We start from the raw sequence: 22,536 nt of genomic DNA, 5'->3' as shown, positions 1-22,536 counted from the left end.
CTGACGTGACGCATTTCGACCCCGAGGGCCCCGACCTCGTGGTGGCGGCGGAGAACCTGGAGTTCCTGCCGTCGCTGCCGGGCGGGGCCTTCACCGTGGTGTACCTCGACCCGCCGTTCAACACCGGACGGACCCAGCGACGGCAGCAGCTGACCACCGTGCGCGCCCCCGAGGAGGAGGCGGACCGGATCGGCTTCGGTGGCCGCGGGTACCGGACCATCAAGGGGGCGCTGGCCTCCTATGACGACGCCTTCGCCGACTACTGGGAGTTCCTCGAGCCGCGGTTGCGCGAGGCCTGGCGGCTGCTGGCCGAGGACGGGACGCTGTACCTGCACCTGGACTACCGCGAGGTGCACTACGCCAAGGTCATGCTGGACGCGATCTTCGGCCGGGAGTGCTTCCTGAACGAGATCATCTGGGCCTACGACTACGGCGGCCGCTCCAAGCGCCGCTGGCCGTCCAAGCACGACACGATCCTGGTCTACGTCAAGGACCCCGACGGGTACTGGTTCGACTCCGCCGAGGTGGACCGGGAACCGTACATGGCACCGGGCCTGGTCACCGCGGAGAAGGCCGCGCGGGGCAAGCTGCCCACCGACGTGTGGTGGCACACCATCGTCTCCCCCACCGGCAGGGAGAAGACCGGTTATCCGACGCAGAAGCCCCTGGGCCTGCTGCGCCGGATGGTCGCCGCCTCGTCCCGGCGCGATGACTGGGTGCTGGACTTCTTCGCCGGCTCCGGGACGCTGGGGGCCGCGGCGGCGGAACTCGGGCGCCGATTCGTGCTGGTGGACCAGAACCCCGAGGCGATCGAGGTGATGCGCCGACGGCTGGCGCCGGTCAGCGCCCACCTGGAGTTCCGCACCGGGCCGTGAGACGGCCGGGGCCCTCCGCCCCCGGCCGGAGGGCCCGCCTCGTGTCCGGCCCGTGTCCGGCGCGGGGACCGCACTCGTCCGCCGTGATGCGCGACGATCTGATGGTCCTCCACTCGTCTTCCACTTGCTTTGCGCCGTCCCGCGACCCTCGCGGCGGGCGGCCATGGCGCCGTCCTGTGCAGCGCTGGTAGCTTCAGCGGCACCTCCCTCAAGGCCGGACGTGTCCACGGCGAGGGCCTGCCGAGCAAGGGTGCCTCAATCGGAGTTGGTTCGACCATGGTGATGTGGAATGAAGAGGATGTGGTCACACCGCCGTCTGGACCTCCCGTCTTCAGCGCCCGGAACCTGAAGGTCACCACGAAGTCCGGCGTACAGCTGCTGGACGATGTCTCGATCACCGTCCCCTCCGGCACCCTCGTGGGCGTCATCGGCCCGTCCGGTGCGGGAAAGTCGACGCTGCTGGGCGCCCTCACCGGGCTGCAGCCGGCGACGCGCGGACAGGTCACCTGGAACGGGCGGGACCTCTACACCGAGTACGCCCAGCTCCGGTTCCTGGTGGGACTGGTGCCGCAGGAGGATATCCTCCACCGCCAGCTCACCGTCCGCAGGGCGCTCCAGTTCGCCGCCCGGCTGCGCCTGCCTCCCGGCATGCGCTCGGCAGAGCGGGACCAACGGGTCGATGAGGTCCTCGCCGAGGTCGACCTGACGGGTCAGGCAGACCAGAGGATCGATTCCCTCTCGGGGGGCCAGCGCAAACGCACCTCGATCGCCCTGGAGCTGCTCACGGCACCGCGACTGCTGTTCCTGGACGAGCCCACGTCCGGACTGGATCCCGGCCTGGACAGGCAGGTCATGGAGAGCCTGCGGTCGCTGGCCGACTGCGACCGAGTGGTGCTGGTGGTCACCCACAGCGTCCTGGCCCTGGACGAGTGTGATCGCGTGCTCGTCCTGGCCCGGGGCGGGCGCGTCGCGTTCTTCGGACCGCCGGCAGAGGTGCTGCCCTTCTTCGGCGTGGACGACTACCCGTCGGCGTTCGCGGCCCTGGAGGACGAGACCTGGGTGGACCGCAACGCACGGGCATCCGCCCGTGACGCCTACGCGGGCAGGACCACGTCCGTCCAGGTGCCGGTCCCGGCGGCGGTTGTCCCGCCGCCCCAGCGGGCGGCGCCGGCTCGCCAGCTGTGGACACTCATCCGGCGGAACATCTCGGTGGTCGCCGCGGACCGGCTCTTCGTCATGCTCCTGATCGGCATGCCCATGCTGCTCGCGCTGATGGCACAGGCCTTCCCCGGCAGGGCCGGGCTGTCCCTGAGCGAGGCACAGGGTGACGTCAACCAGGTCCAGCAACGCCTGGTGGTCCTCGTCGTGGGCGCCGCCCTGATGGGAACGGCGCTGTCCATCCGCGAGCTCGTCGGGGAGCGGCCGATCTACCGACGAGAGCGCGCCGTCGGACTCTCTCCGGCGGCATACCTGCTCAGCAAGGCCGTGGTGCTCGGCGTATTGGTGGCCTGCCAATGCCTGGTGTTCACCGTGCTCGCCCTCCTCGGCCTGCCGGGACCGGACGACGCCCTGCTGCTGGGCGACGGACGCGTGGAGGTCGCCGTGGCGATAGCGGCGGTCGGTGTGGCCATGGCCGTCGCCGCACTGGCCGTCTCGGGAGCCGTGACGTCCACGGAACAGACCATGCCCGCGCTCGTCGCCATGGTGATGTCCCAGCTGATTCTGTGCGGCGGGCTGTTCCCGCTGGCGGGACGCGATGGCCTCGAGCAGGTGTCCTGGTTGCTGCCCGCTCGCTTCGGCTATGCGGCGACGGCCGCGACGGTGGGCCTCCAGCAACCCCCCGCGCCCGGAATCGACCCGCTGTTCGAGCCCACGGCCGGACAGTGGCTCATGGACCTGGGCCTGCTCGGGGTCCAGGCCCTGGCCTTCCTCGGCCTGGCGGCCTGGACGGTGCACGTGTCCGTGACCCGGAACCCCTGGCGCTGAGACAGGCGCGGCTCCGCCCGTGAGCCCCCCGTGTCCTCCGCCGCCCGCCGCGGGGGTCAGGGGTAGATGACCTCGGTGCCCGTGCCGCGCTCGATGATCTGCTGCACCACGGCCGCGTCGGTGGTGTGCTCCCCGATCCGGTTGGGCTTGCCGGCCCCGTGGTAGTCGGAGGAACCGGTGACGAACATCCCATGCTGGCGGGCCAGCACGCGCAGCCAGCGGCGGGCGTCGTCCGGGTTGTCCCGGTGGTCGGCCTCCACCCCGGCCAGCCCGGCGTCGATCATCTCGCGGAACAGCTCCGTACCGACCACGCGCCCCCGCATGGAGGCCATGGGATGGGCGAACACGGGCACTCCCCCGGCCGCCAGGACCAGCCGGACCGCGTCCACCGGGTCCGGGGCGTAGTGGCCCACGTAGTACTTGGAGCGCGGCGTCAGGATCGACGTGAACGCCGCCGAGCGGTCCTCCACCACGCCGAGGGAGACGAGCGCGTCGGCGATGTGCGGCCGACCGATCGTGGCGTCCGGCGTGGAGTGGCGCAGCACGTGGTCCCACGTGATCGGGAAGTCCTCGGCCAGCCGGCCCACCATCCGCTGGGCCCGGGTGAGGCGGGAACTGCGGGACCGCTCGATCTCCGCGGACAGGTCCGGATCGTGGGGGTCGTGCAGGTAGGACAGCAGGTGCACACTGATGCCGGTGTCCGAGACGCAGGAGACCTCCATGCCCGGGATGAGCACGATCCCTGACGCCACCGCCTGGTCCGCGGCCTCGGCCCAGCCGGCCGTGGAGTCGTGGTCGGTCAGCGCCAGGCCGCTCAGCCCGGCCCTGGCCGCGGCGCGCACCACGGTGGCGGGCGGTTCGGTGCCATCCGAGATGTTGGAGTGCGTGTGCAGGTCGAACGGCATGACCACCAGCCTAGCCAACGCCGGGCGCAGTGCGATGATGGACGCCATGAGTGATGCACAGTCCCAGACCCCGGAGACCCCGGCCCACGACACCCAGCCCATCGAGGACCGCGTGAACAACCGGTCCCAGAAGCCGACCTCCGAGGCCTTCAAGGAGTTCATGGGCTCGAACTGGGCCCCGGCCGAGACCCCCCTGGTCATGCCGGACACCTCTGCGCCGTTCGCGGCCAAGCGCCGGGCGGCCCTGTCGGAGAAGTACCGGGGCGAGCGCATCGTCGTCCCGGCCGGTCCGCTGAAGGTCCGCTCCAACGACACCGACTACCGGTTCCGTGCCCACTCCGCGTTCGCCCACCTGACCGGGCTCGGGGTGGACCACGAGCCGGACGCCGTGCTCGTGCTGGAACCGGTGGACCCGGGGACCGGCGACCACGGTTCGGACCACGAGGCCACCCTGTACTTCCGGCCGCTGGCCGGCCGTGACTCCGAGGAGTTCTACTCCAACGCCCGCACCGGCGAGTTCTGGATCGGCGCCCGCCCCACCCTCGGCCAGATGCAGTCCCGCACCGGCATCCGCACCTCCGACCTGTCCGGGCTGGAGGTCGCGGTCACCAAGAACGCCGGTGCGGTGGAGATCGGCGGGATCCGGATCCGCCTGCTGCGCGGCTCGGACCTGGACGTCGAGGCCCTGGTCGACACCTCGCGGATCAACACCGGCGTGGACCTGGAGGTCTCGGACGGGCTCGACGCCGAGCTGGCCGAGTTCCTCTCCGAGCTGCGCCTGGTCAAGGACGGCTGGGAGATCGAGGAACTGCGCGGCTCGGTCGCGGCCACCATCTCCGGGTTCGAGGACATCGTGAAGGTGCTTCCCGCGGCGGCCGGCCACGAGCGCGGTGAGCGCATCGTCGAGGGCGCGTTCTTCTCCCGGGCCCGGCTGGAGGGCAACGACCTGGGGTACGACACGATCGCGGCCTCCGGGAACAACGCCACCGTGCTGCACTGGATCCGCAACAACGGCGCGGTGCGGGACGGGGACCTGATCCTCGTGGACGCCGGCGTGGAGGCCGACTCCCTCTACACGGCGGACATCACCCGCACGCTGCCGGTCAACGGGACGTTCACGGACGTGCAGCGGACGGTCTACCAGGCGGTGCTGGACGCCGCCGACGCCGCCTTCGAGGTCGTCAGGCCGGGCATCCGGTTCCGCCAGATCCACGAGACCGCCATGCGGGTGCTCGCCGAGCGCCTGCACGAGTGGGGCCTGCTTCCGGTCACCGTGGAGGAGGCGCTGTCCCCGCAGGGCCAGCAGCACCGTCGGTGGATGCCGCACGGCACCAGCCACCACCTCGGCCTCGACGTCCACGACTGTGCCCAGGCCAAGCGGGAGCTCTACCTCGACGGCGAGCTGCAGCCGGGGATGGTCTTCACCATCGAGCCGGGCCTGTACTTCAAGGCCGAGGACCTGGCCGTGCCCGAGGAGTACCGCGGCATCGGCATCCGCATCGAGGACGACATCCGTGTCACCGACGAGGGCGCCGAGAACCTCTCCGCCGCCCTGCCGCGCACCCCCGAGGCGATCGAGGCCTGGATGGCCGACCTCCAGCGCTGAGCCCCGCCCGTGACGGCCCGGCCGGTGTCAGGCCGGGTCGTCGTCGCGCGCCGGAGGCACGGTGTCCGGTCCGGCGCCGGGTTCCGCGCCGGTCTCGCCGGCAGGGCGCTCGGCGTGGCGGCCGTAGCGCGGCCGGGCGAAGCGTCCCTCCGTGGTGCCCGACGCCGGCCCGGTGCCCGCCGCGGTGCCCTCCCCCGCTGCAGGGACGGAGGGCGGCTCGGACGCGGTGCCGGACCCGGCATCGGGGGCGGGGCCGCCGTCGAGCGGGCGGTCCGGGTCCCTCCGCCGGCCGCTGCCGCGCCGGCCGTAGTCGGGGGCGGCGAAGGCCCCGGGGGTGTTGCCGGACCGGCCGGCGCCGGAGTGGTCCTTCAGCATCTGCTCCCGCAGCGCCTGGGCCTGCTCCTCCGGCAGCCGGACGCCGTACTGGGGCCGACCGTCGGGCAGGTCGGGGAAGTGATGGGTGCGGGCCGGAGCGGAGGCGGGCGTCGCCGCGGAGGCCGGGGCCGGAGCCGGCGCGGAGTCCGCGGTCGGGGCCGGCGGTGCGGAGGCCGGTTCCCGGCCGGTGCCGCCCGTCCCGGTGGGCGGGGTCGCCGGGCCGACCGGCGCCGTCGGGCCGGACGGAGCGGGGCCCGGCGGCTGCTGCGCGGGCGCCGGTGCGGCGGTGGGCGCCGGTGACGGCGCCGGGGCGCCCCCGAGGATCTGGCGGGCCGTGGCCGCCGAGGCGAACTCGCAGACCACGTCGAAGCGGGCGGGCACGAGCTGCTGGACGGAGTCGAAGCCCTTGCCCTTGCGGATCGCGTGGCCGATGACCCCGAACAGCACCCAGATCCCGACGCCGAGGCCCACGGTGTAAAGCATCTGCGGACCCGTGCCGGCGGGGTCGATCAGGCTCATCAGGATGCCGAGCATCAGTCCGAAGAACGCTCCCTGCAGGGCCGAGCGCAGGGCCACGGAGGCATAGGTCTGCCGGTGGCGGATCCGTTCGACCGTGCGCAGGTCGACGCCGACGATCGAGACGGTCCGGACGTCGAAGTCCTGCTCGGCCAGCCGGTCCACGACCTTCCGGGCGTCCGCGTAGGAGTCGTAGGTGCCCAGCACCTCGCCACGGGGCAGGCCGCTGGCTGCCGGGTCGGAGGACGCGGGACCGAAGAGCATCGACATGGGTCCATTCTGCCGCTGACGACCTGGACGGTCACCACGGGGCGCCGGTTCTCAGCCACCGGCGTAAGCAACACGGTGCCGGCCCCCGCCCCCGGCCCCCGGTCAGCTCAGCACGTCCTTCGTGGCGAACCTGCCGTAGGCCAGCGCGCCGAACACCAGCACGTAACCGGCCTGCAGCACCGCGTTGTCGACGAAGGAGTCCCAGAGCACCGGTTGGCGCAGCAGGTCCACGAAACCGGTCCAGTGCTCGGTGAACAGCCAGGGGTGCAGCCAGTCCAGCTGCGGCAGGGAACCGGCGATCTGGGCCGCCACCGCGAGCACGGCGATGGCCGCCATCACGCCCACCGGTACGTCCGAGAGCGTCGAGAGGAACAGCCCGATCGCCCCCAGCCCCAGCAGGGACACGGCCACATAGGCGGCGATGAGGGCGATCCGCGCGTACGACGCCCCGAGGCCGAGGGTGTCCCCGGAGAGCAGCACGGCCGGCTGCACCCCGAACAGGACCAGGCCGACCAGCACCCCGGCCCCCGCGAGCACCAGCACCGCAGCGGCGCAGAACACCACGATGACCGCGTACTTGACGAGCAGCAGGCCGGCCCGCGACACGGGGGCCGTCAGGAGGTAGCGCAGGGTGCCCTGGGAGGCCTCGCCGGCGATCGAGTCCCCGGCGACCACCGCGACGGTCAGCGGCAGGAACAGCGGCACGCTGACGAGCAGTCCGACCACGGCCAGGAAGAGCCCGTTGCCGGCGACCTGGTCCAGGAACGCCGGCCCGCGGCCCCGCGGCGGGCCGGTGGAGACCCGCACGGCCAGCCCGATGAGCACCGGCACCGCGGCCAGCGCGGCGAACAGGGCCCAGGTACGCCGGCGCCGGAACAACAGGTGCAGCTCCGAGGCGAGCATCCCACCGGCCCGCGCGGTGCGCTCAGGCAATGTCGAACCCCTCTCCCGTCAGCTGCACGAACCGCTCCTCCAGGCTCGTTCCCTCCACGCTGAACCCGCGCACGCCCACCCCGGAGGTGACCAGGGCGGAGACGATGTCCTCGGGAGGCGGCGCGTGCGGGCCCGTGGTGGCGCGCACGGTGCCGGTCCCGTCGGGCAGCGGAGACAGCCCCAGGCGGGCGAGCACCCGTCCGGCGGCCTCGGTGTCCCGGGTGTGCACCACCACCCGCCCCGCCGCGGTCCCGCGCAGTTCGTCCAGCGTCCCCTGTGCCACGAGCCTCCCGTTGCTCATGACCGCCGCGTGCGTGCACACCTGCTCCACCTCGCTGAGCAGGTGGCTGGAGACGAACACCGTCAGCCCGGCCCCGGCCAGTGAGGCCACCAGGTGCCGCACCTCGCGTGTCCCCTGCGGGTCCAGTCCGTTGGTGGGCTCGTCCAGCACCAGCAGTTCGCGCTCGGCGGCCAGGGCGCCGGCGATGCCGAGTCGCTGCTTCATGCCCAGGGAGTAGGCGTGCACGGCCAGTCGGGCGGCGCGCGAGAGCCCCACGCGCTCGAGCGCCTCCTCCACCCGCCGCACCCGCGTGCGGCCATCGGAGGTGCGGTCCGCGGCGTCAAGGCGGACCAGGTTGGCCCGCCCGGAGAGGTAGGGGTAGAACGCCGGGCCCTCCACGAGCGCCCCGACGCGCGGCAGGACCCGCAGGGCTGCCTGCGGCATCGGCTCGCCGAGCAGGCTGATGGTGCCGGAGGTCGGCGCGGCCAGGCCCAGCAGCATCCGGATCGTCGTGGTCTTGCCGGAGCCGTTGGGCCCCAGGAACCCGAACACCGCGCCGCGCGGGACGGTCAGGTCCACCTCGCGGACGGCCTGACGCCTCCCGAACCGCTTGCTCAACCGGCGCGTGCGGATGACCGGGTCCGCGTCCGGGAATGCGCCGTTCACTCCTCGCCGGTTCCGGCGGCGGCGACCTCCAGCAGCCGGTGCTGCGGCACCGGTCCCGCGAGCACCCGCCCGTCGTCCGCCAGCAGGACGTTCAGCAACGGCGTGCTCAGCACCCGTCCGCCCTCGACCTCCACGGCCAGTTCGTCCAGCAGCGCCGAACCGGCCAGTTCCCCGGGGCCGGTCCCGGCGGGCATCACCACGACGGCCTCCCAGCCCTCGCCGATGACCTCACCCCGTGCCCGGTCACCGGAGACCGGTTCCCGGTTCACGTCTTCCCGGGCGCCGGCGGCATCGGACCGCTGCCCGCAGTCCGGAAGGGTCTGCTCCTCCACCGTGGCCCCGGCGGGCGGCTCGAAGTCGAACAGGCCGGCGTCGGGCGCACCCGGGGTGAACTCCGTGAAGGCGACGCTGACGGCCGGCTCGTCCTGGCCCACCGCACGCACCTCGATGCCGACCGGCATGCCGGTCTGGGCATCGACGTCGACCAGGACACTGTCCACGAGGGTCTGATCGGTGCGCGGGTCCAGGCGCAGGGTGTAGGCGTCCCGGCCGGAGTCAGCGGTGCCCTCCTCGACCGTGACCGTGCTGTGCACCTCGGCCCGGTCCAGCACGCGCTCGGCGATCCGCTCCGGGGTGGGCAGGGCCCCGTCACGCCGCCATGGGTCCGAGGCCTCACCGTGCCCCGCGCCGTCCCGGGGCACGGTGGCGTGGACGGCCCGGTCCTCGACGGAGTCGTAGAACCAGAGCTCCTCGTCGTTGCGGATGAGGTTCTTCTCCTCGGCCCCGTCCAGGAGCTGCAGGCGCGACCGGTCGTGTCCGTCGGCGAAGACCCGGGCCTCGTGCGTGCCCGGCACCAGCGCGAGCAGTTCGGCCAGTCGTGCGTCCACGGCGCCGGTGTCCTGGGCCTCGGCGTCCCGGACGGCCTCCACGGGCAGCTGCGGCAGGCCCAGCTCGACGCTGGCCGTCAGGCGGCCGGAGAACCCCTCGACCTCGTGCGCGGCGACCATCTCGAGCACGTCCCGGGGTGTCCTGTCCGGCAGGTCCGTCCGCGCGCTGGCCGCGATGGAGCCACCCGCCGCGAGCGCCGCGATCGTCGCGCTCACCGCCACGGCGGGAGTCCACTTCTTCCATGGGCCACGGTTCATAGCCACTCGTTCCCTGGGGCGGATATCCGTGCTCCTACGGTACGCCGCCCCGGCCGCCCTGACCATGGCCCCGCTGGGCGTGTCCCCGCCCTCGCCGGGCCCGGCCGCCCCCGGGCGGGCCGACCCGGGCCGACTAGGCTGGAGGGGTGAGTGCCCCCAAGATCTTCGTCGCCCGGATGCTGGGCCTGGACGTGTTCGACCCGCTGGGCGACCGGCTGGGACGGATGCGCGACGCCGTCGTGACCGATCGCGGGCCCGGCCTGCCGCCGGTCGCGGTCGGCCTGGTCATCGAGGTGCCGGGCAAGAAACGGGTCTTCGTCCCGATGACCCGGGTGACCTCCATGGGCTCCGGTCAGATCATCACCACGGGGCTGATCAACCTGCGCCGCTTCGAACGCCGCGGGGCAGAGCTGATGGTCGCCGGGGACCTCTTCGACCGCAAGGTCACCCTGGCGGACGGGTCCGGGAACGCCATCCTGGAGGACCTGGGCCTGGAGCGGCAGCGCAACGGCGACTGGGTGGTCAGCGACCTCTACGTCCGCCGCGACGCCGGCCGCACGGCCTTCGGCCGGGCCCGCGGCGAGCACCTGCTCGTGGAATGGGGACAGGCCCGGTGGGCCGACCAGGCCGAGCCCCAGGGTGCCACCAGCTTCGTGGCCGCCCACGAGGACCTCAAGGCCGCCGACCTGGCGGACGTCCTGCACGAGATGACGGCCAAGCGCCGCGTGGAGGTCGCCACCGAGCTGCAGGACGAACGGCTGGCGGACGTGCTCCAGGAGCTGCCGGACGACGACCAGGTCGAGATCATCTCCCACCTGGACATCGAGCGCGCGGCCGACGTGCTGGAGGAGATGGACCCGGACGATGCCGCCGACCTGCTGCACGAGCTCTCCGACTCCCAGCAGGAGCTGCTGCTGGAGCTGATGGAACCCGAGGAGGCCGACGACGTCCGCCGCCTCATGGAGTACGAGGAGAACACGGCCGGTTCGGTGATGACGCCGGTGCCGGTGATCATGCCCCCGGAGGCGACCGTCGCCGATGCGCTGGCCAACATCCGCCAGCAGGAGTTCACCCCCGCGATGGCCTCCCTGGTGATCGTGGCCCGGCCCCCGCTGGAGACCCCCACCGGCCGCTACCTCGGCGTGGTGCACTTCCAGCGCCTGCTGCGCTACCCGCCGCCGGAGCCCCTGGGCAACCTGCTGGACAAGGACCTCGAACCGGTGTCCGACCTGCTGCCGCTGCCGGCCGTGACGCGCGAGCTGGCCACCTACAACCTGACCTGCATCCCGGTGGTCAACGAGCACCACCGCGTGGTGGGGGCCGTCACCGTGGACGACGTGCTGGACCACATCCTGCCCGAGGACTGGCGCAGCATGGACGACTCCGAGGCCGAGGACGCACCGGTGCCGAGAGAGGAGGCCAGCTGATGGCAGAGAAGTCGACCGACCAGGTCCAGCGCCGGACCGGCCTGGAGACCCCGATGGGCGCCCGCGAACGGCGCTGGCCGCGGCTGAGCCCGAACCCGGACGCGTTCGGAGAGGCCACCGAGGGGTTCGCCCGGTTCATGGGCACCCCGCAGTTCCTGCTGGCCATGACGATCTTCTGTGCCATCTGGCTGGTCTGGAACACGTTCTCCCCGGAGGCGTGGCGGTTCGACTCCGCCGCCCTGGGCTTCACCGCGCTGACGCTGGTGCTGTCCCTGCAGGCCTCCTACGCCGCCCCGCTGCTGCTGCTGGCCCAGAACCGGCAGGACGACCGGGACAAGGTGTCCCTGCGCGAGGACCGTGCGCGGGCCGAGCGCAACCTCGCGGACACCGAGTACCTGACCCGTGAGCTCGCCGGCCTGCGGATCGCCCTGCAGGACGTGGCCACCCGGGACTTCGTGCGCTCCGAGATGCGCGATGCGGTCGCCGAGATCACCGAGGAGCTCAAGGACCAGATGCGCGAGCAGGTGCGCGCCGAGCTGCTCGAGGAGTTGCGGCAGGGTCCCGACGACGGCGCCCCGTACCGGGGGTCCGGCACCGTGGCGCGGAAGAAGAAAAAGAAGAAGAACCGGCCGAGCCGGGAGGCCCGTGAGCGGATCGAGGGCGACGAGGACGGCGCACAGACCACGACGCTGGCGATCATCGCCGCGGAGGAGGCCGCCGTGGACACCGAGACCAGCAAGGACGACACCACCGCATGACAGACACCCCCGAACTCACCACGCCACTGGAACGGGCCGCCTGGGAGCGACTGGGCTCCGTCCTGGATCCCGAGCTGCGGCGCCCCGTCACCGAACTGGGCATGGTCGCCTCCGTCACCGAGGGCGGTACCGGGCGTCCGGTCGAGGCACTCGCCACCAGCCCGCAGGCCGACTCCCCCGGGCACCTGACGATCGGCATCCGCCTGACCATCGCGGGCTGTCCGTTGCGGGACACCATCACCGGGGACGTCGAGCGGGCCCTGGACGGGCTGCCGGGATGCTCGGGCTCCGAGGTCGTCATGACGGTGATGACGCCCGAGCAGCGAGCCGCCCTCAAGGACCGGCTCACCGCCGGGCGACCGGCCAACCCCTTCGGCCAGTCCACCCTGACCCGCGTCTACGCGGTGGCCTCCGGCAAGGGCGGGGTGGGCAAGTCCACCGTCACCGCCAACCTGGCCACCGCGCTGGCCGCCCGCGGCCTGGCGGTGGGACTCGTGGACGCGGACATCCACGGCTTCTCCATCCCCGGGTTGCTGGGGACCGCGGAGCGCCCCACGCGCGTGGACGAGATGATCCTGCCCCCCGTCGCGCACGGCGTGAAGGTCATCTCCATCGGGATGTTCCTGGACACCGACCGCCCGGTCGCCTGGCGCGGACCCATGCTGCACCGGGCCCTGGAGCAGTTCGTGACGGACGTGTACTGGGGGGACCTCGACATCCTGCTCGTGGACCTGCCCCCGGGCACCGGTGACATCGCCATCTCCGCCGCTCAGCTGATGCCCACCTCCGAGCTGCTCGTGGTGACCACCCCGCAGCAGGCGGCGGCCCAGGTGGCGGCGCGCTCGGGGGAGCTGTCCGAGCAGACCGGCCAGCAGGTGGCCGGAGTGGTGGAGAACATGGCCGCGATGACCCTGCCGGACGGCACGGTGCTCGACCTCTTCGGCAGCGGCGGCGGCCGGCTCGTGGCCGACCGGCTCTCGGCCGCGCTGGGCCAGCCGGTCCCGTTGCTGGGCTCGGTCCCGCTGGACCCCGTCCTGCGCCGGGACGGCGACGGCGGCACCCCCGTGGTCCTGGCCCATCCCGGCTCGGCGGCCGGCACCGAGCTGCGGCGCATCGCCGACGCACTGGCCGTCCGCCCGCGTGGACTCTCGGGGGTGCGGCTGCCGGTCAGCCCGCGGGACTGATCCGGGACCGCACCCGGAGGCCCCGGCGCGCGGTCCCGGTGCCCGGGCGCCCGATCAGGTCGCCTCGGCGTCGAAGGGTGCCGGGCGGGCCGCCGCGGGCGGGCCGGCCGGCTCGGCGCCGACCGCGTCCGCCCCGGCCTCGACCGCCACGGCGCCGTCCGCAGCCGGGGCCGGAGCAGCCCCCTCCCTCGCCGCGGCGCCGGGGGCAGCCGGCACCGCGGGGGTGCCGGCCGGAGTGGGGGCCTCGATCGCCGCGGCGTCCCGGTCGTCCGGGGCCGATGACCCGGCGCCGCTCGGCGACGAGGTGGTGCGACGTGCGGCGGAGGAGCCGAAGAACAGTGCCCGGGGATCCATCTCCTTCAGGTCCTCGCGGAGGGCATCGCGTTCGGAACGGACGGCGTCCAGGTCGTTCCGCAGGGTCTCGCGGGTGTCCGGCGGGGTCCTCGCCGCGGTCGATCCGGTGCCCGTCCCGGAGGCCCGGCGGTCCGTCCCGGGATCGTCGACCGGGTCGGCGAGGGCCTCGCGGATGATGCGCCGCGGGTCGTACTGGCGGGGGTCGTAGCGCCGCCAGTCGATCTCGTCGAAGTCGGTCCCGGTCTCGTCCTTGAACTGGACCTTGGCCCCTTCGGCCATGCGCCGCAGGGTGCGGATCCACTCGGTGAGCTTGCGCGTGTACTCGGGCAGTTTCTCCGGGCCGAGCACCAGGACGGCCAGGATGATCAGGATGATCAGTTCTGCACCGTTGATTCCGAAGGTCACGGGACCCCAGACTACCCGAGCACCGGGGGCCGCCCGCGACTGCCTCGGCCCGGCGTCACCGGCGTTGCGGCTCCGTCCCGTCCGTCCCGTCCGTCCACGGGAGGATTCGCTCGAAGCCCCGCGCCAGCCGGTCGCCCGGGGATTCCGGTGCGGCGCCGCCCTGCACGCGCGAGCGCTCCGAGATGACCACCATGGACATCACCCGCGGGGCACTCTCGACCGGCAGGTCCGAGTTCACGGTGTACCCCGCCTGGGAGGTGGCCAGTGCGGCGGTCCAGGAACCGTCGGCGTGCTCGCGCAATTGCATGTCCAGGCCGACCGGCAGCCGGACGACGTCTGCGCCCGTCCAGGACAGCGGCCCGGTGACCGGCGCCGCCGCCCGTTCCGCCGCGGGACCGCTGCGCAGGTCCCAGCCGACCGGGCAGGACGGTACCGGTTCTGCGTCCGGCAGGGTGCGGCACTCGTGGAACTCGAGGGTGTGTCCGGCACCGGTCAGGGTCATCACCACCTCGGTGAAGCCCTCCCCGCGCTGCCAGCCGGTCGACGTGGCGGGCATCCCGAGCCCGTGGAACGTCGGTACGTTCCAGCCCGCCTGGCGCAGGTCGGTCACCATCGAGGGCGTCAGCGTACCCGCCGTGTCCGGGGTGATGCCGGCCGCCGAGGACAGGATCGAACCGGCAGGTGCGCGGTCCGGCACCGGTGACACGGACGCGGCACCCGAGGACGCACCGGACATCGACGCGGCGGCCGAGCGGCCCACGTCGGCCTCGGGGACCGGGGAGGAGTCCCCGGCGAAGGACAGGAACTGGAACTGGCCGGCCTGCGGGTCCCGGGCCTCCGGGTCACCGGCGACCCACGCCGACATCAGGACACCGGAGGTGAGCAGCCCCACCGCTCCGAGACCGAGCACGACCTTCCAGCCGGCCACTCCGTCGCGGCGCTCCAGCACGGGGACGCACCGCTGCCCGGCACCCTCCGGGCCGGACGGGTCAGACGACGGCCCGCGAACCGGTCCGAGGGATGACGCGGCGCGCAGGATGCGTTCGCGCTGACCGACCTCGCGGCGGCAGTCCGAGCAGTCCGCCAGATGGGCGGAGACGCGCGCGCGGGAATACGGGGTCAGGGCGCCCTCGATGAAGGAGTCCAGACGGCTCCGGGGATGCAGGACGGCCATCAGCCCTCGTCCGTCCCTCCGGCGGGCATTCCCGGGGAGGAGATCGAGGCACTGGGGCCGGAAACGCGGGGGCCGGAACGGCTGTCATGTGTGGTGGGAGGGGTGGTGCAGTCGGTGGGGATCACGGCCGACGACTCCTTTCCGTACCCGACCAGTGTGCCCCGTCTTTCTGGGAGGAGCCTGAGCACAGGCCCAGGTCGCCGTAGACTGGGGTGCCGCGACTGACGACAGGACGCCGGAACCGACGACAGAATCGAGCCCGCCCCATGAAGGCCCTGAGCCCCCATCAGACGGACAAGCATGCCAGCTGGGCCTTCGCCGAGTCGCGTCCGGACGAGGACGAGGTCATGCTGCGGGCCCGCGAGCGCTCGGCAGACCTGGGCATCGTCCCGGTGAGCGAGGGCACCGCCGCCCTGTTGACCGTGCTGGCGGCCACCCGGTCCCCCGCCACCCTGGTGGAGATCGGCACCGGGGCCGGGGTGTCCGGTCTCGCCCTGATGCGCGGGCTCGTCCGCACCTCCATGCTGACCACGATCGACCCGGATGCCGAGGCGCTGCGGGCCGCCCGCGAGGCCTTCGCCGACGGCGGGTTCCCGGCCAACCGGACCCGGATGATCACCGGCCGGGCGCGCACCGTGGTGCCGCGGCTGACCAGCCGGTCCTACGACATGGTGTTCCTCGACGCGGACAAGGCGTCCCTCGTCTTCCACGTGGAGCAGTCCGCGCGGCTGCTGCGTCCGGGCGGGCTGCTGGTGGTCAACGACGCGCTGGACCAGGACCGGGTCCCCAAGCCCGCGGTGCGGGAGGCCTCCACCGTGGCCGCCCGGGAGGCCGGCAAGCTCCTGCGCGACGAGGAGCAGTGGTTCTCCGCCCTCGTCCCGACCGGTACCGGCGTGCTGGCGGCCGTCCGGCGCTGACCGCCGGAGCGGCACTGCCCCGGTACACCGGCGCTCCCGGCGCTCGCCATCATGCACGAGACCCCCGGACCCGCCGTGCGGCGGGGATCCGGGGGTCTCGTGCGATACCGGTGTCACGAGGCGGGACGTCAGCCCTCGGTGACCCCGACGAGGCACTCCTTGAGCGAATTGGCCTCCTCGTTGTTGAGCTCGAGGACCAGTCGTCCGCCGCCGTCGATCGGCACGCGCATGATCAGGCTTCGTCCCTCCTTGGTCACTTCCATGGGACCATCCCCGGTACGAGGCTTCATGGCTGCCATCTGTGTTCCCTTCTCAACTGCGGGTCCCGTGTCGCGCTGGGGCCGCACGATAGTTCGTGCGACCGGCACCCGAGGGGAGCCGGTCGCAGAGCGCTTGACATCCCCTATTATTCCGGATTCGGCGCGGTGCCGCTAATCACACCGGCAGGACCGCCGATGTCAGGCCCGTCCTGCGCCTGCCGCCGCAGCGCGGTGATCTCGGCGTCCCGATCCGCCAGCGCTGACGCGAGCCGCTGCAGGGTCTCGTCCACCTGGTCCATCCGGTAGCCCCGCAGCGCCGGTGAGAAGCGCAGGCGGTCGACGTCGGCCGCCTCCGGGTCCGCCGGCAGCAGCACCGGGGGCAGGGTCCGGACCGGCTCGGCCAGCGGCCGGGCGAAACCGGTGCGCCCGGCGAGGGCGAGGGCGATCAGGCCCACCACGACGACGGCCGCCACCAGGACCAGCACCACGGGCACGGTCACTGCGGGTCACCGTCGGCCGGGCCGCCCTCGCCCAGGCCGTCGTCGGTCACGTCGCGCCCGGCCAGGCGGTCCGGCCAGCGGGACACGGGCACCGTGGTCAGCACCAGCTCCACGGCCTCCTCAGGGGTGTCCGCCACGCGCAGCAGGTCCACGTCGTCCTCCGCGATCATCCCGCGGGCGACCAGGGTGTCCCGGATCCACGCCACGAGCGGCGTCCAGTACTCCCGGTCCAGCAGGACCACGGGGAAGGCGGTGACCTTGCCGGTCTGGACCAGGGTCAGCGCCTCGAAGAGCTCGTCCAGGGTGCCCATGCCACCGGGGGCCACCACGAAACCCTGGGAGAACTTCACGAACATGACCTTGCGGACGAAGAAGTAGCGGAAGTCGATGCCCAGGTCCACCCAGTCGTTCAACCCCTGCTCGTGGGGCAGCTCGATGCCCAGCCCCACGGAATGCCCGCCGCCCTCCTTGGCCCCCCGGTTGGCGGCCTCCATCACCCCGGGCCCGCCACCGGTGATGACCGTGAAGCCGGCCTCGGCCAGCCGTCGGCCGACCTCCCGGGACTGCTCGTAGTCCGCCTCGCCGGGCCGGGCCCTGGCCGAGCCGAACACGGAGATGGCCGGGCCCAGGGTCGCCAGCGAGCCGAAACCCTCCACGAGCTCGCCCTGCATGCGCATCACCCGCCAGGTGTCCCGGGCGATCGACTCGGTGCTCCGCCGTCCGGAGGAACCCGCCTGACGCTGGCGGGAGTCCAGCAGCATCTGGTCGAACGTCGGCGCCGAGGCGTCGGCGCCGCGCAGCGTCTGGGGACCGCGCCGGACCTCCGGTCGCGGCCGCCGGTCGTCGGAGTTCTGTGACATGGGACCACACTAGTCGGCGGGGCCTCCGGACCCGGTAGCCCCCGGACGGGAAAGAGTTGTTTCAGTTCCGCAACGATGGTGTTAAACCACCATGAACCACCCACGTCACCTGACGGGCGGCGTCGTTCTCCGCTAGTCTCGTCGCCATGACGCAGACCACACCGCCCCCAGCGGATCCCCCCGCGGCGGACAGCACCGGCACCCGGATCCTGGTCGAACTGGAGAACGTCAACAAGCACTTCGGGTCGTTCCAGGCGCTCACGGACATCAACCTGACCATCCCGGAACGGCAGGTGGCGATCGTGCTGGGCCCGTCCGGGTCGGGCAAGTCCACCCTGTGCCGCACCATCAACCGCCTGGAGACCATCGACCCGGGCGGGACGATCCGCATCGACGGCAAGCCCCTGCCCGAGGAGGGCAAGGCGCTGGCGCGGCTGCGCGCCGACGTCGGGATGGTGTTCCAGTCCTTCAACCTCTTCGCCCACAAGTCGATCCTGGAGAACGTCACCCTGGGCCCGATCAAGGTCAAGGGCGTGAAGAAGGCCCAGGCGGAGAAGGACGCCATGGGGCTGCTCGAACGCGTCGGGGTGGCCCAGCAGGCCCGGAAGATGCCGGCCCAGCTCTCCGGCGGCCAGCAGCAGCGCGTGGCCATCGCCCGCGCCCTGGCCATGAAGCCCAAGGTCCTGCTCTTCGACGAGCCGACCTCGGCCCTGGACCCGGAGATGGTCCAGGAGGTGCTCGACGTCATGGTCCAGCTGGCCCGCGAGGGCATGACCATGGTGGTGGTGACCCACGAGATGGGCTTCGCGCGCAAGGCCGGGGACCGGGTGCTGTTCATGGACGAGGGCAAGGTCCTGGAGGACACCGATCCCGAGTCCTTCTTCACCCGCCCCCAGCACCCCCGCGCCAAGGACTTCCTCGGCAAGATCCTCACCCACTGAACCCGGGCGAACGCACCGCTCGCCCACCCAGACCACCCGTCGCACCGACATCATCACCGTCCCTGGAGGAACCATGCGCAAGAAGTACATCTCCGTCGCCGCCCTGGCCGCGTCGGCCGCCCTCGCCCTGTCCGCCTGCTCGCCGTCCTCCACGGACAACGGCGGCGGTGAGACCGGCGGCGGTGAGACCCAGGGCGGTGGCGAGACGGTCCGCATCGGCATCAAGTTCGACCAGCCCGGCCTCGGCTTCCGCGAAGGCTCCGGCGACCCGACCGGCTTCGACGTGGACGTCGCCAAGTACGTGGCCGGGGAGCTGGGCTACGCCGAGGGCGACATCGAGTGGATCCAGACCCCCTCGGCCAACCGGGAGAACGCCCTGGAGGGCGGCGAGGTCGACATGATCTTCGCCACCTACTCCATCACCGACGAGCGCGCCGAACGCGTGGACTTCGCGGGCCCGTACTTCGTGGCCGGCCAGGACCTGCTGGTGCGCCAGGACGACACCGAGATCACCGGCCCGGAGGCGCTGAACGGCAAGAACCTGTGCTCCGTCACCGGGTCCACCTCGGCCCAGCGGATCAAGGACGAGTACGCCGAGGGTGTGAACCTGGTCGAGCAGGGCGGGTACGCCGAGTGCGTGACCTACCTGGAGTCCGGCCAGGTGGACGCCGTCACCACGGACGACATCATCCTCGCCGGCCTGGCCGCCACCCCCGAGAACTCCGGCAAGTTCAAGGTGGTCGGCAACGCCTTCACCACCGAACGCTACGGCGTGGGCATCCCCAAGGGCTCGGACCAGTGCCAGGCCATCAACGACGCCATCACCAAGATGAAGGACGAGGGCGCCTGGGAGGAGGCCCTGACCACGAACACCGAGGGGACGGGCTACACCCCCGACGAGACGCTGAACAACGGCCCCGACGCCGAGCTGGTGCCCTGCGAGGCCTGAGCCGCCGCGCCGCGCGACTGAACCGCGGCACTGAGACGGCGGCGGCACGGCCCTCGGGCCGTCCCGCCGCCGTCGTCGGCCCCACCCCTCCGTCCGCTCCAGGGACAGGAACCCCATGAACGGCTTTCTTGAACTCTTCGCCGAGTACGACATCATCGGCGCCTTCTGGATGAACATCCGGCTGACCATCCTCGCGGCCATCGGCTCGTTCGCGCTGGGCACCGTGCTGGCCGTGTTCCGGATCTCCCCCGTGGGCTCGCTGCGGGCCATCGGCACCTCCTACGTGAACGTGGTGCGCAACACCCCGCTGACGATCATCATGGTGCTCGGCGTGCTGGCCGTGTGGGGCCAGCTGAAGATCACGTTCTCCTCGGACTTCGAGCTCAACTTCTTCATCTACGCCGTCATCGCGCTGTCGATCTACCACGCGGCCTTCGTGTGCGAGGCCATCCGCTCCGGGGTCAACACGGTCCCCCAGGGCCAGGCCGAGGCCGCCCGCGCCATCGGCCTGAGCTTCCTGCCCGCCGCCCGGGTGGTCGTGCTCCCCCAGGCCCTGCGCGGGGCCATCACCCCCCTGGGCAACACCCTGATCGCCCTGACCAAGAACACCACGGTGGCCGCGGCCGCCTCCGTGGCGGAGGCCTCCGGACTGATGAAGACCATGATCGAGTTCAACCCCAACCTGATGGTCTCCATCTTCCTGACCATCGCGATCGGGTTCTGCATCATCGTGATCCCGATGGGCCTGCTGACCACCTGGCTCTCCGACAAGCTGGCGGTGGCCCGATGAGAACCCAGGCCACCGTCCTCTTCGACGCCCCGGGCCCCAGGGCCCGGCGCAACATCCTGCTCTCCAACGCCGCGGCCCTGGTGGTCGTGCTGGTCATCGTGGTGCTGGTGCTGATCCAGCTCAACGAACAGGACCAGCTGGCCCCGGAGAAGTGGGCCAACGCCCTGAACGCCAACGCCTGGGCCAACTACTACCTGCCCGGGCTGAAGTTCACCCTGCAGGCCTCCGGGATCGCCGTGGTCACGGCCATGGTCTTCGGGCTCATCTTCGGCTTCATGCGCCTGGCCCCGTTCGGCCCGATCCGCTGGATCGCCGGCGTGGTGGTCGAGTTCTTCCGCGCCGTGCCGGTGCTGGTGATGATGTTCTTCCTGTACTTCTTCTTCTCCCGCATCGTCGCCCCCTCGGGACTGATCGCCTCCGCGGACGCCGCGTACTACGGGGTGATCGTCGGGCTCACCGTCTACAACGGGGCCGTGATCGCCGAACTGGTCCGCTCCGGGGTGAAGTCGCTGCCCAAGGGACAGCGCGAGGCCGCCGCAGCCGTGGGGATGACCAACAACCAGTCCCTGCGCCTGGTCGAGGTCCCCCAGGCCCTGACCGCAATGCTGCCCTCACTGCTGAGCCAGTTCGTGGTCATCATCAAGGACTCCGCCCTGGGCTACCTGATCGGCTTCTACGAACTGCTGCAGTACTCCCGCCAGCTCGGCTCGGGCTACTCCAACATCCTGCAGACCCTCGTGGTGGCCGCACTGATCTTCATCGTCATCAACTTCATCCTCACCTGGCTGGCCTCCAAGCTCGCCGGACGGCTCTCCTCCCGCACCGGCGGGGACACCGCACCGGTCACCTCCACCACCATGGGCCCCGCACTCTCGGTCAGGTAGGCCGGGCGGCCGGCGGTCCGGGCCGTCAGCGGACGTCGGACTCCGGCACGAGCCAGCGACGCAGCGCCCCCAGGCACGCCCGCACCGCGCCGGCGGTGACGTGCTCGTCGTCGGCGTGGGCCAGCAGGGCGTCCCCCGGCCCGAAGTTCACGGCCGGCACGCCCAGCTCGGAGAACCGGGCCACGTCCGTCCAGCCGTACTTGGGCATCGGTACCCCGCCGACGGCGGCGACGAAGGCCGCCGCCGCAGGGTGGTCCAGGCCGGGGCGGGCCGCGGGCGAGGCGTCCGTGACCTCGACGGCCTCCGGGGAGATGCCGGCGTGGGACAGGACCGCGTACACGTGCTCGTGCGCCTGCTCGACGGTCTTGTCCGGGGCGAACCGGTAGTTGACCTCCACGGCGCAGGAGTCGGGCACGACGTTGCCCGCGGTGCCGCCGTGGATCCGCACCGCGTTCAGTCCCTCCCGGTAGTCCAGGCCCTCGACCGTGACCGTGGCCGGCTCGTAGGCGGCCAGCACCGTCAGCAGGGGGGCGGTCGCGTGGATCGCGTTGACCCCGCGCCAGGACCGGCCCGTGTGGGCGGCGACGCCCGGCACCGTCACGAGGTACCGGCTGGTGCCGTTGCACCCTCCCTCCACCACGCCGTCGGTGGGTTCCAGCAGCACCGCGAAGTCCGCCTCCAGCAACGCGGACGCCTGCCGGGCGATGCGGCCCAGGCCGGACCGCGCCGCCTCGACCTCCTCGTGGTCGTAGAACACCCAGGTGACGTCCCGCGCGGGACGGGGGCCGGCGTCGCGCCCCAGGAGCCCGGCCAGTGCCAGCTGGACGGCCACTCCGCCCTTCATGTCCGTGGCGCCGCGTCCGTAGAGCACGTCCCCGTCGGCCGGCACGGCCGCCACGGTCCCGACGCCGGTCGCCGGCTCCCAGCGCGAGGGCACCGTGCCCCGGGCACCGGGGACGGTGGGCAGCGGGACGGTGTCCAGGTGACCGGCCAGCACCACCCGGGAGTCCAGCCCGAACTCGGTGCGGGCCACCACCGCGTCACCGATGCGCTGCACGCTCAGGGCCGGCAGGGCCCGCAGCGCCTCCTCGACGGCGTCCGCCAGCAGGGTCTCGTGGTCGGACACGGAATGGATGTCCAGCAGCTCGGCGGTCAGCAGGGCCACGTCGAGGTCGAGAGGGGGCAGGACGGGCGCGGTGGTGACCGGGAGGGAAGAATCCATGCCAGTAGGATATTCCCATGGACTCCAACCCCTCCCAGCCCGGCGCCACCCTGACCACCCCACGGACGGCCTCCGGCCTCGGACTGGCGACCTTCGCCGCGGACGGCACCGTCCTGGACGTCTGGTTCCCGGCCCCGGCGCTGGGCCCGGCGGCCGACGTGGACAGCTCGATGACCGGGGCCCTGGAGTCCGTCGCCCGCCCCGACGCGGACCGGGGCACCACCCAGCGGGTCGTGACCGTGGAGTCTGACCTGGACTCCGCGCCCGTCGACACCCTGGACTCCTGGCTGCGGCTGCATCTGCTGTCCCACCGCCTGGCGGCCCCCAACACCCTCAACCTGGACGGGATCTTCG

The 22,536-nt window shown here is 72.3% G+C and carries 22 protein-coding genes and 1 pseudogene; 12 read left to right on the top strand and 11 right to left on the bottom strand.

Annotation, left to right across the window (positions count from 1 at the left end; genetic code table 11):
* Positions 1–5 precede the first annotated feature (5 nt).
* Positions 6–875, top strand: a complete 870-nt coding sequence (locus tag PLJ28_RS08370) for a DNA-methyltransferase (protein ID WP_298044620.1) — start codon at positions 6–8, stop codon at positions 873–875.
* Positions 876–1,175: 300 nt separating this feature from the next.
* Positions 1,176–2,861, top strand: a complete 1,686-nt coding sequence (locus PLJ28_RS08365; RefSeq protein WP_324590027.1) for an ATP-binding cassette domain-containing protein — start codon at positions 1,176–1,178, stop codon at positions 2,859–2,861.
* A 56-nt stretch (positions 2,862–2,917) separates the two neighbouring features.
* Here PLJ28_RS08365 and PLJ28_RS08360 read toward each other — a convergent pair whose 3' ends face one another.
* The gene (locus PLJ28_RS08360) at positions 2,918–3,766 is read right to left on the bottom strand and encodes a PHP domain-containing protein (protein ID WP_298045578.1); all 849 of its coding nucleotides are present in this window, start codon (positions 3,764–3,766) and stop codon (positions 2,918–2,920) included.
* Positions 3,767–3,812: 46 nt separating this feature from the next.
* Between PLJ28_RS08360 and PLJ28_RS08355 the strand changes: the two genes are divergently transcribed.
* Positions 3,813–5,372, top strand: a complete 1,560-nt coding sequence (locus PLJ28_RS08355; RefSeq protein ID WP_298045575.1) for an aminopeptidase P family protein — start codon at positions 3,813–3,815, stop codon at positions 5,370–5,372.
* A gap of 27 nt (positions 5,373–5,399) precedes the next feature.
* Here the strand turns inward: PLJ28_RS08355 and PLJ28_RS08350 are convergent, their stop codons facing one another.
* The 4 genes from PLJ28_RS08350 to PLJ28_RS08335 form a co-directional block, all read right to left on the bottom strand.
* Positions 5,400–6,533 carry a YflT domain-containing protein gene (locus tag PLJ28_RS08350; protein ID WP_324590026.1) on the bottom strand — a complete coding sequence of 378 codons (1,134 nt, stop codon included), beginning with the start codon at positions 6,531–6,533 and terminating at the stop codon, positions 5,400–5,402.
* Between the two features lie 102 nt (positions 6,534–6,635).
* Positions 6,636–7,436 carry an ABC transporter permease gene (locus PLJ28_RS08345; protein WP_298045583.1) on the bottom strand — a complete coding sequence of 267 codons (801 nt, stop codon included), beginning with the start codon at positions 7,434–7,436 and terminating at the stop codon, positions 6,636–6,638.
* Between the two features lie 22 nt (positions 7,437–7,458).
* On the bottom strand, positions 7,459–8,412 hold the full coding sequence (locus tag PLJ28_RS08340) for an ABC transporter ATP-binding protein (protein ID WP_324590025.1): 954 nt from the start codon (positions 8,410–8,412) through the stop codon (positions 7,459–7,461).
* The gene (locus PLJ28_RS08335) at positions 8,409–9,557 is read right to left on the bottom strand and encodes a LolA family protein (RefSeq protein ID WP_324590024.1); all 1,149 of its coding nucleotides are present in this window, start codon (positions 9,555–9,557) and stop codon (positions 8,409–8,411) included. The genes PLJ28_RS08340 and PLJ28_RS08335 overlap by 4 nt, the downstream gene beginning before the upstream one ends.
* Positions 9,558–9,703: 146 nt before the next feature.
* Here PLJ28_RS08335 and PLJ28_RS08330 point away from each other — a divergent pair, with 146 nt between their 5' ends.
* The 3 genes from PLJ28_RS08330 to PLJ28_RS08320 are packed head-to-tail and all read left to right on the top strand — an operon-like array spanning position 9,704 to position 12,926.
* Positions 9,704–10,984 carry a magnesium transporter MgtE N-terminal domain-containing protein gene (locus PLJ28_RS08330; protein ID WP_298045568.1) on the top strand — a complete coding sequence of 427 codons (1,281 nt, stop codon included), beginning with the start codon at positions 9,704–9,706 and terminating at the stop codon, positions 10,982–10,984.
* A complete protein-coding gene (locus PLJ28_RS08325; RefSeq protein WP_183527001.1) occupies positions 10,984–11,742 on the top strand; it encodes a DUF1003 domain-containing protein in 759 nt (252 codons plus the stop codon). Before PLJ28_RS08330 ends, PLJ28_RS08325 begins: the two co-directional genes overlap by 1 nt.
* Complete coding sequence (locus PLJ28_RS08320) at positions 11,739–12,926, top strand: Mrp/NBP35 family ATP-binding protein (protein WP_183527005.1); 1,188 nt, start codon at positions 11,739–11,741, stop codon at positions 12,924–12,926. The genes PLJ28_RS08325 and PLJ28_RS08320 overlap by 4 nt, the downstream gene beginning before the upstream one ends.
* Before the next feature lie 54 nt (positions 12,927–12,980).
* Here PLJ28_RS08320 and PLJ28_RS08315 read toward each other — a convergent pair whose 3' ends face one another.
* Positions 12,981–13,685: a twin-arginine translocase TatA/TatE family subunit gene (locus PLJ28_RS08315; protein ID WP_183527007.1), complete on the bottom strand. Its 705-nt coding sequence runs from the start codon at positions 13,683–13,685 to the stop codon at positions 12,981–12,983.
* Between the two features lie 55 nt (positions 13,686–13,740).
* Positions 13,741–14,859 (bottom strand): zf-HC2 domain-containing protein, encoded by a 1,119-nt coding sequence (locus PLJ28_RS08310; RefSeq protein WP_183527011.1) that lies wholly within the window; start codon positions 14,857–14,859, stop codon positions 13,741–13,743.
* 266 nt (positions 14,860–15,125) lie between these two features.
* Between PLJ28_RS08310 and PLJ28_RS08305 the strand changes: the two genes are divergently transcribed.
* Positions 15,126–15,776 carry an O-methyltransferase gene (locus PLJ28_RS08305; protein ID WP_183527014.1) on the top strand — a complete coding sequence of 217 codons (651 nt, stop codon included), beginning with the start codon at positions 15,126–15,128 and terminating at the stop codon, positions 15,774–15,776.
* 128 nt (positions 15,777–15,904) lie between these two features.
* On the opposite strand, the gene PLJ28_RS08300 is transcribed toward PLJ28_RS08305, so the two are convergent.
* From PLJ28_RS08300 to PLJ28_RS08290, 3 genes are all read right to left on the bottom strand, one after another.
* Positions 15,905–16,075: a DUF3117 domain-containing protein gene (locus PLJ28_RS08300; RefSeq protein ID WP_083843390.1), complete on the bottom strand. Its 171-nt coding sequence runs from the start codon at positions 16,073–16,075 to the stop codon at positions 15,905–15,907.
* A gap of 107 nt (positions 16,076–16,182) precedes the next feature.
* Complete coding sequence (locus PLJ28_RS08295) at positions 16,183–16,536, bottom strand: DivIVA domain-containing protein (RefSeq protein ID WP_183527017.1); 354 nt, start codon at positions 16,534–16,536, stop codon at positions 16,183–16,185.
* Complete coding sequence (locus PLJ28_RS08290; RefSeq protein WP_183527036.1) at positions 16,533–17,396, bottom strand: LOG family protein; 864 nt, start codon at positions 17,394–17,396, stop codon at positions 16,533–16,535. The genes PLJ28_RS08295 and PLJ28_RS08290 overlap by 4 nt, the downstream gene beginning before the upstream one ends.
* Before the next feature lie 146 nt (positions 17,397–17,542).
* Between PLJ28_RS08290 and PLJ28_RS08285 the strand changes: the two genes are divergently transcribed.
* From PLJ28_RS08285 to PLJ28_RS08270, 4 genes are all read left to right on the top strand, one after another.
* Positions 17,543–18,337: an amino acid ABC transporter ATP-binding protein gene (locus PLJ28_RS08285; protein WP_324590023.1), complete on the top strand. Its 795-nt coding sequence runs from the start codon at positions 17,543–17,545 to the stop codon at positions 18,335–18,337.
* Positions 18,338–18,410: 73 nt separating this feature from the next.
* Positions 18,411–19,286 (top strand): glutamate ABC transporter substrate-binding protein, encoded by an 876-nt coding sequence (locus tag PLJ28_RS08280; RefSeq protein WP_298045556.1) that lies wholly within the window; start codon positions 18,411–18,413, stop codon positions 19,284–19,286.
* Between the two features lie 115 nt (positions 19,287–19,401).
* Entirely contained in the window at positions 19,402–20,076 is a 675-nt protein-coding gene (locus PLJ28_RS08275; protein WP_183527042.1) for an amino acid ABC transporter permease, read from the top strand.
* Positions 20,073–20,960, top strand: coding sequence for an amino acid ABC transporter permease (locus tag PLJ28_RS08270; protein ID WP_298045555.1), 888 nt, complete (start codon positions 20,073–20,075; stop codon positions 20,958–20,960). Before PLJ28_RS08275 ends, PLJ28_RS08270 begins: the two co-directional genes overlap by 4 nt.
* A 25-nt stretch (positions 20,961–20,985) precedes the next feature.
* Here PLJ28_RS08270 and dapE read toward each other — a convergent pair whose 3' ends face one another.
* Positions 20,986–22,182 (bottom strand): succinyl-diaminopimelate desuccinylase, encoded by a 1,197-nt coding sequence (gene dapE, locus PLJ28_RS08265; protein ID WP_298045553.1) that lies wholly within the window; start codon positions 22,180–22,182, stop codon positions 20,986–20,988.
* 17 nt (positions 22,183–22,199) lie between these two features.
* Between dapE and PLJ28_RS08260 the strand changes: the two are divergent.
* Positions 22,200–22,536: pseudogene (locus PLJ28_RS08260) on the top strand (2,3,4,5-tetrahydropyridine-2,6-dicarboxylate N-succinyltransferase); the annotation flags it as partial.

Origin of the sequence: Citricoccus sp., from assembly GCF_035445025.1 — a bacterium.
Classification (GTDB): Bacteria; Actinomycetota; Actinomycetes; order Actinomycetales; family Micrococcaceae; genus Citricoccus.
The sequence above is the reverse complement of the archived record's forward strand: the minus strand, read 5'-3'. Positions and strand labels throughout refer to the sequence as shown.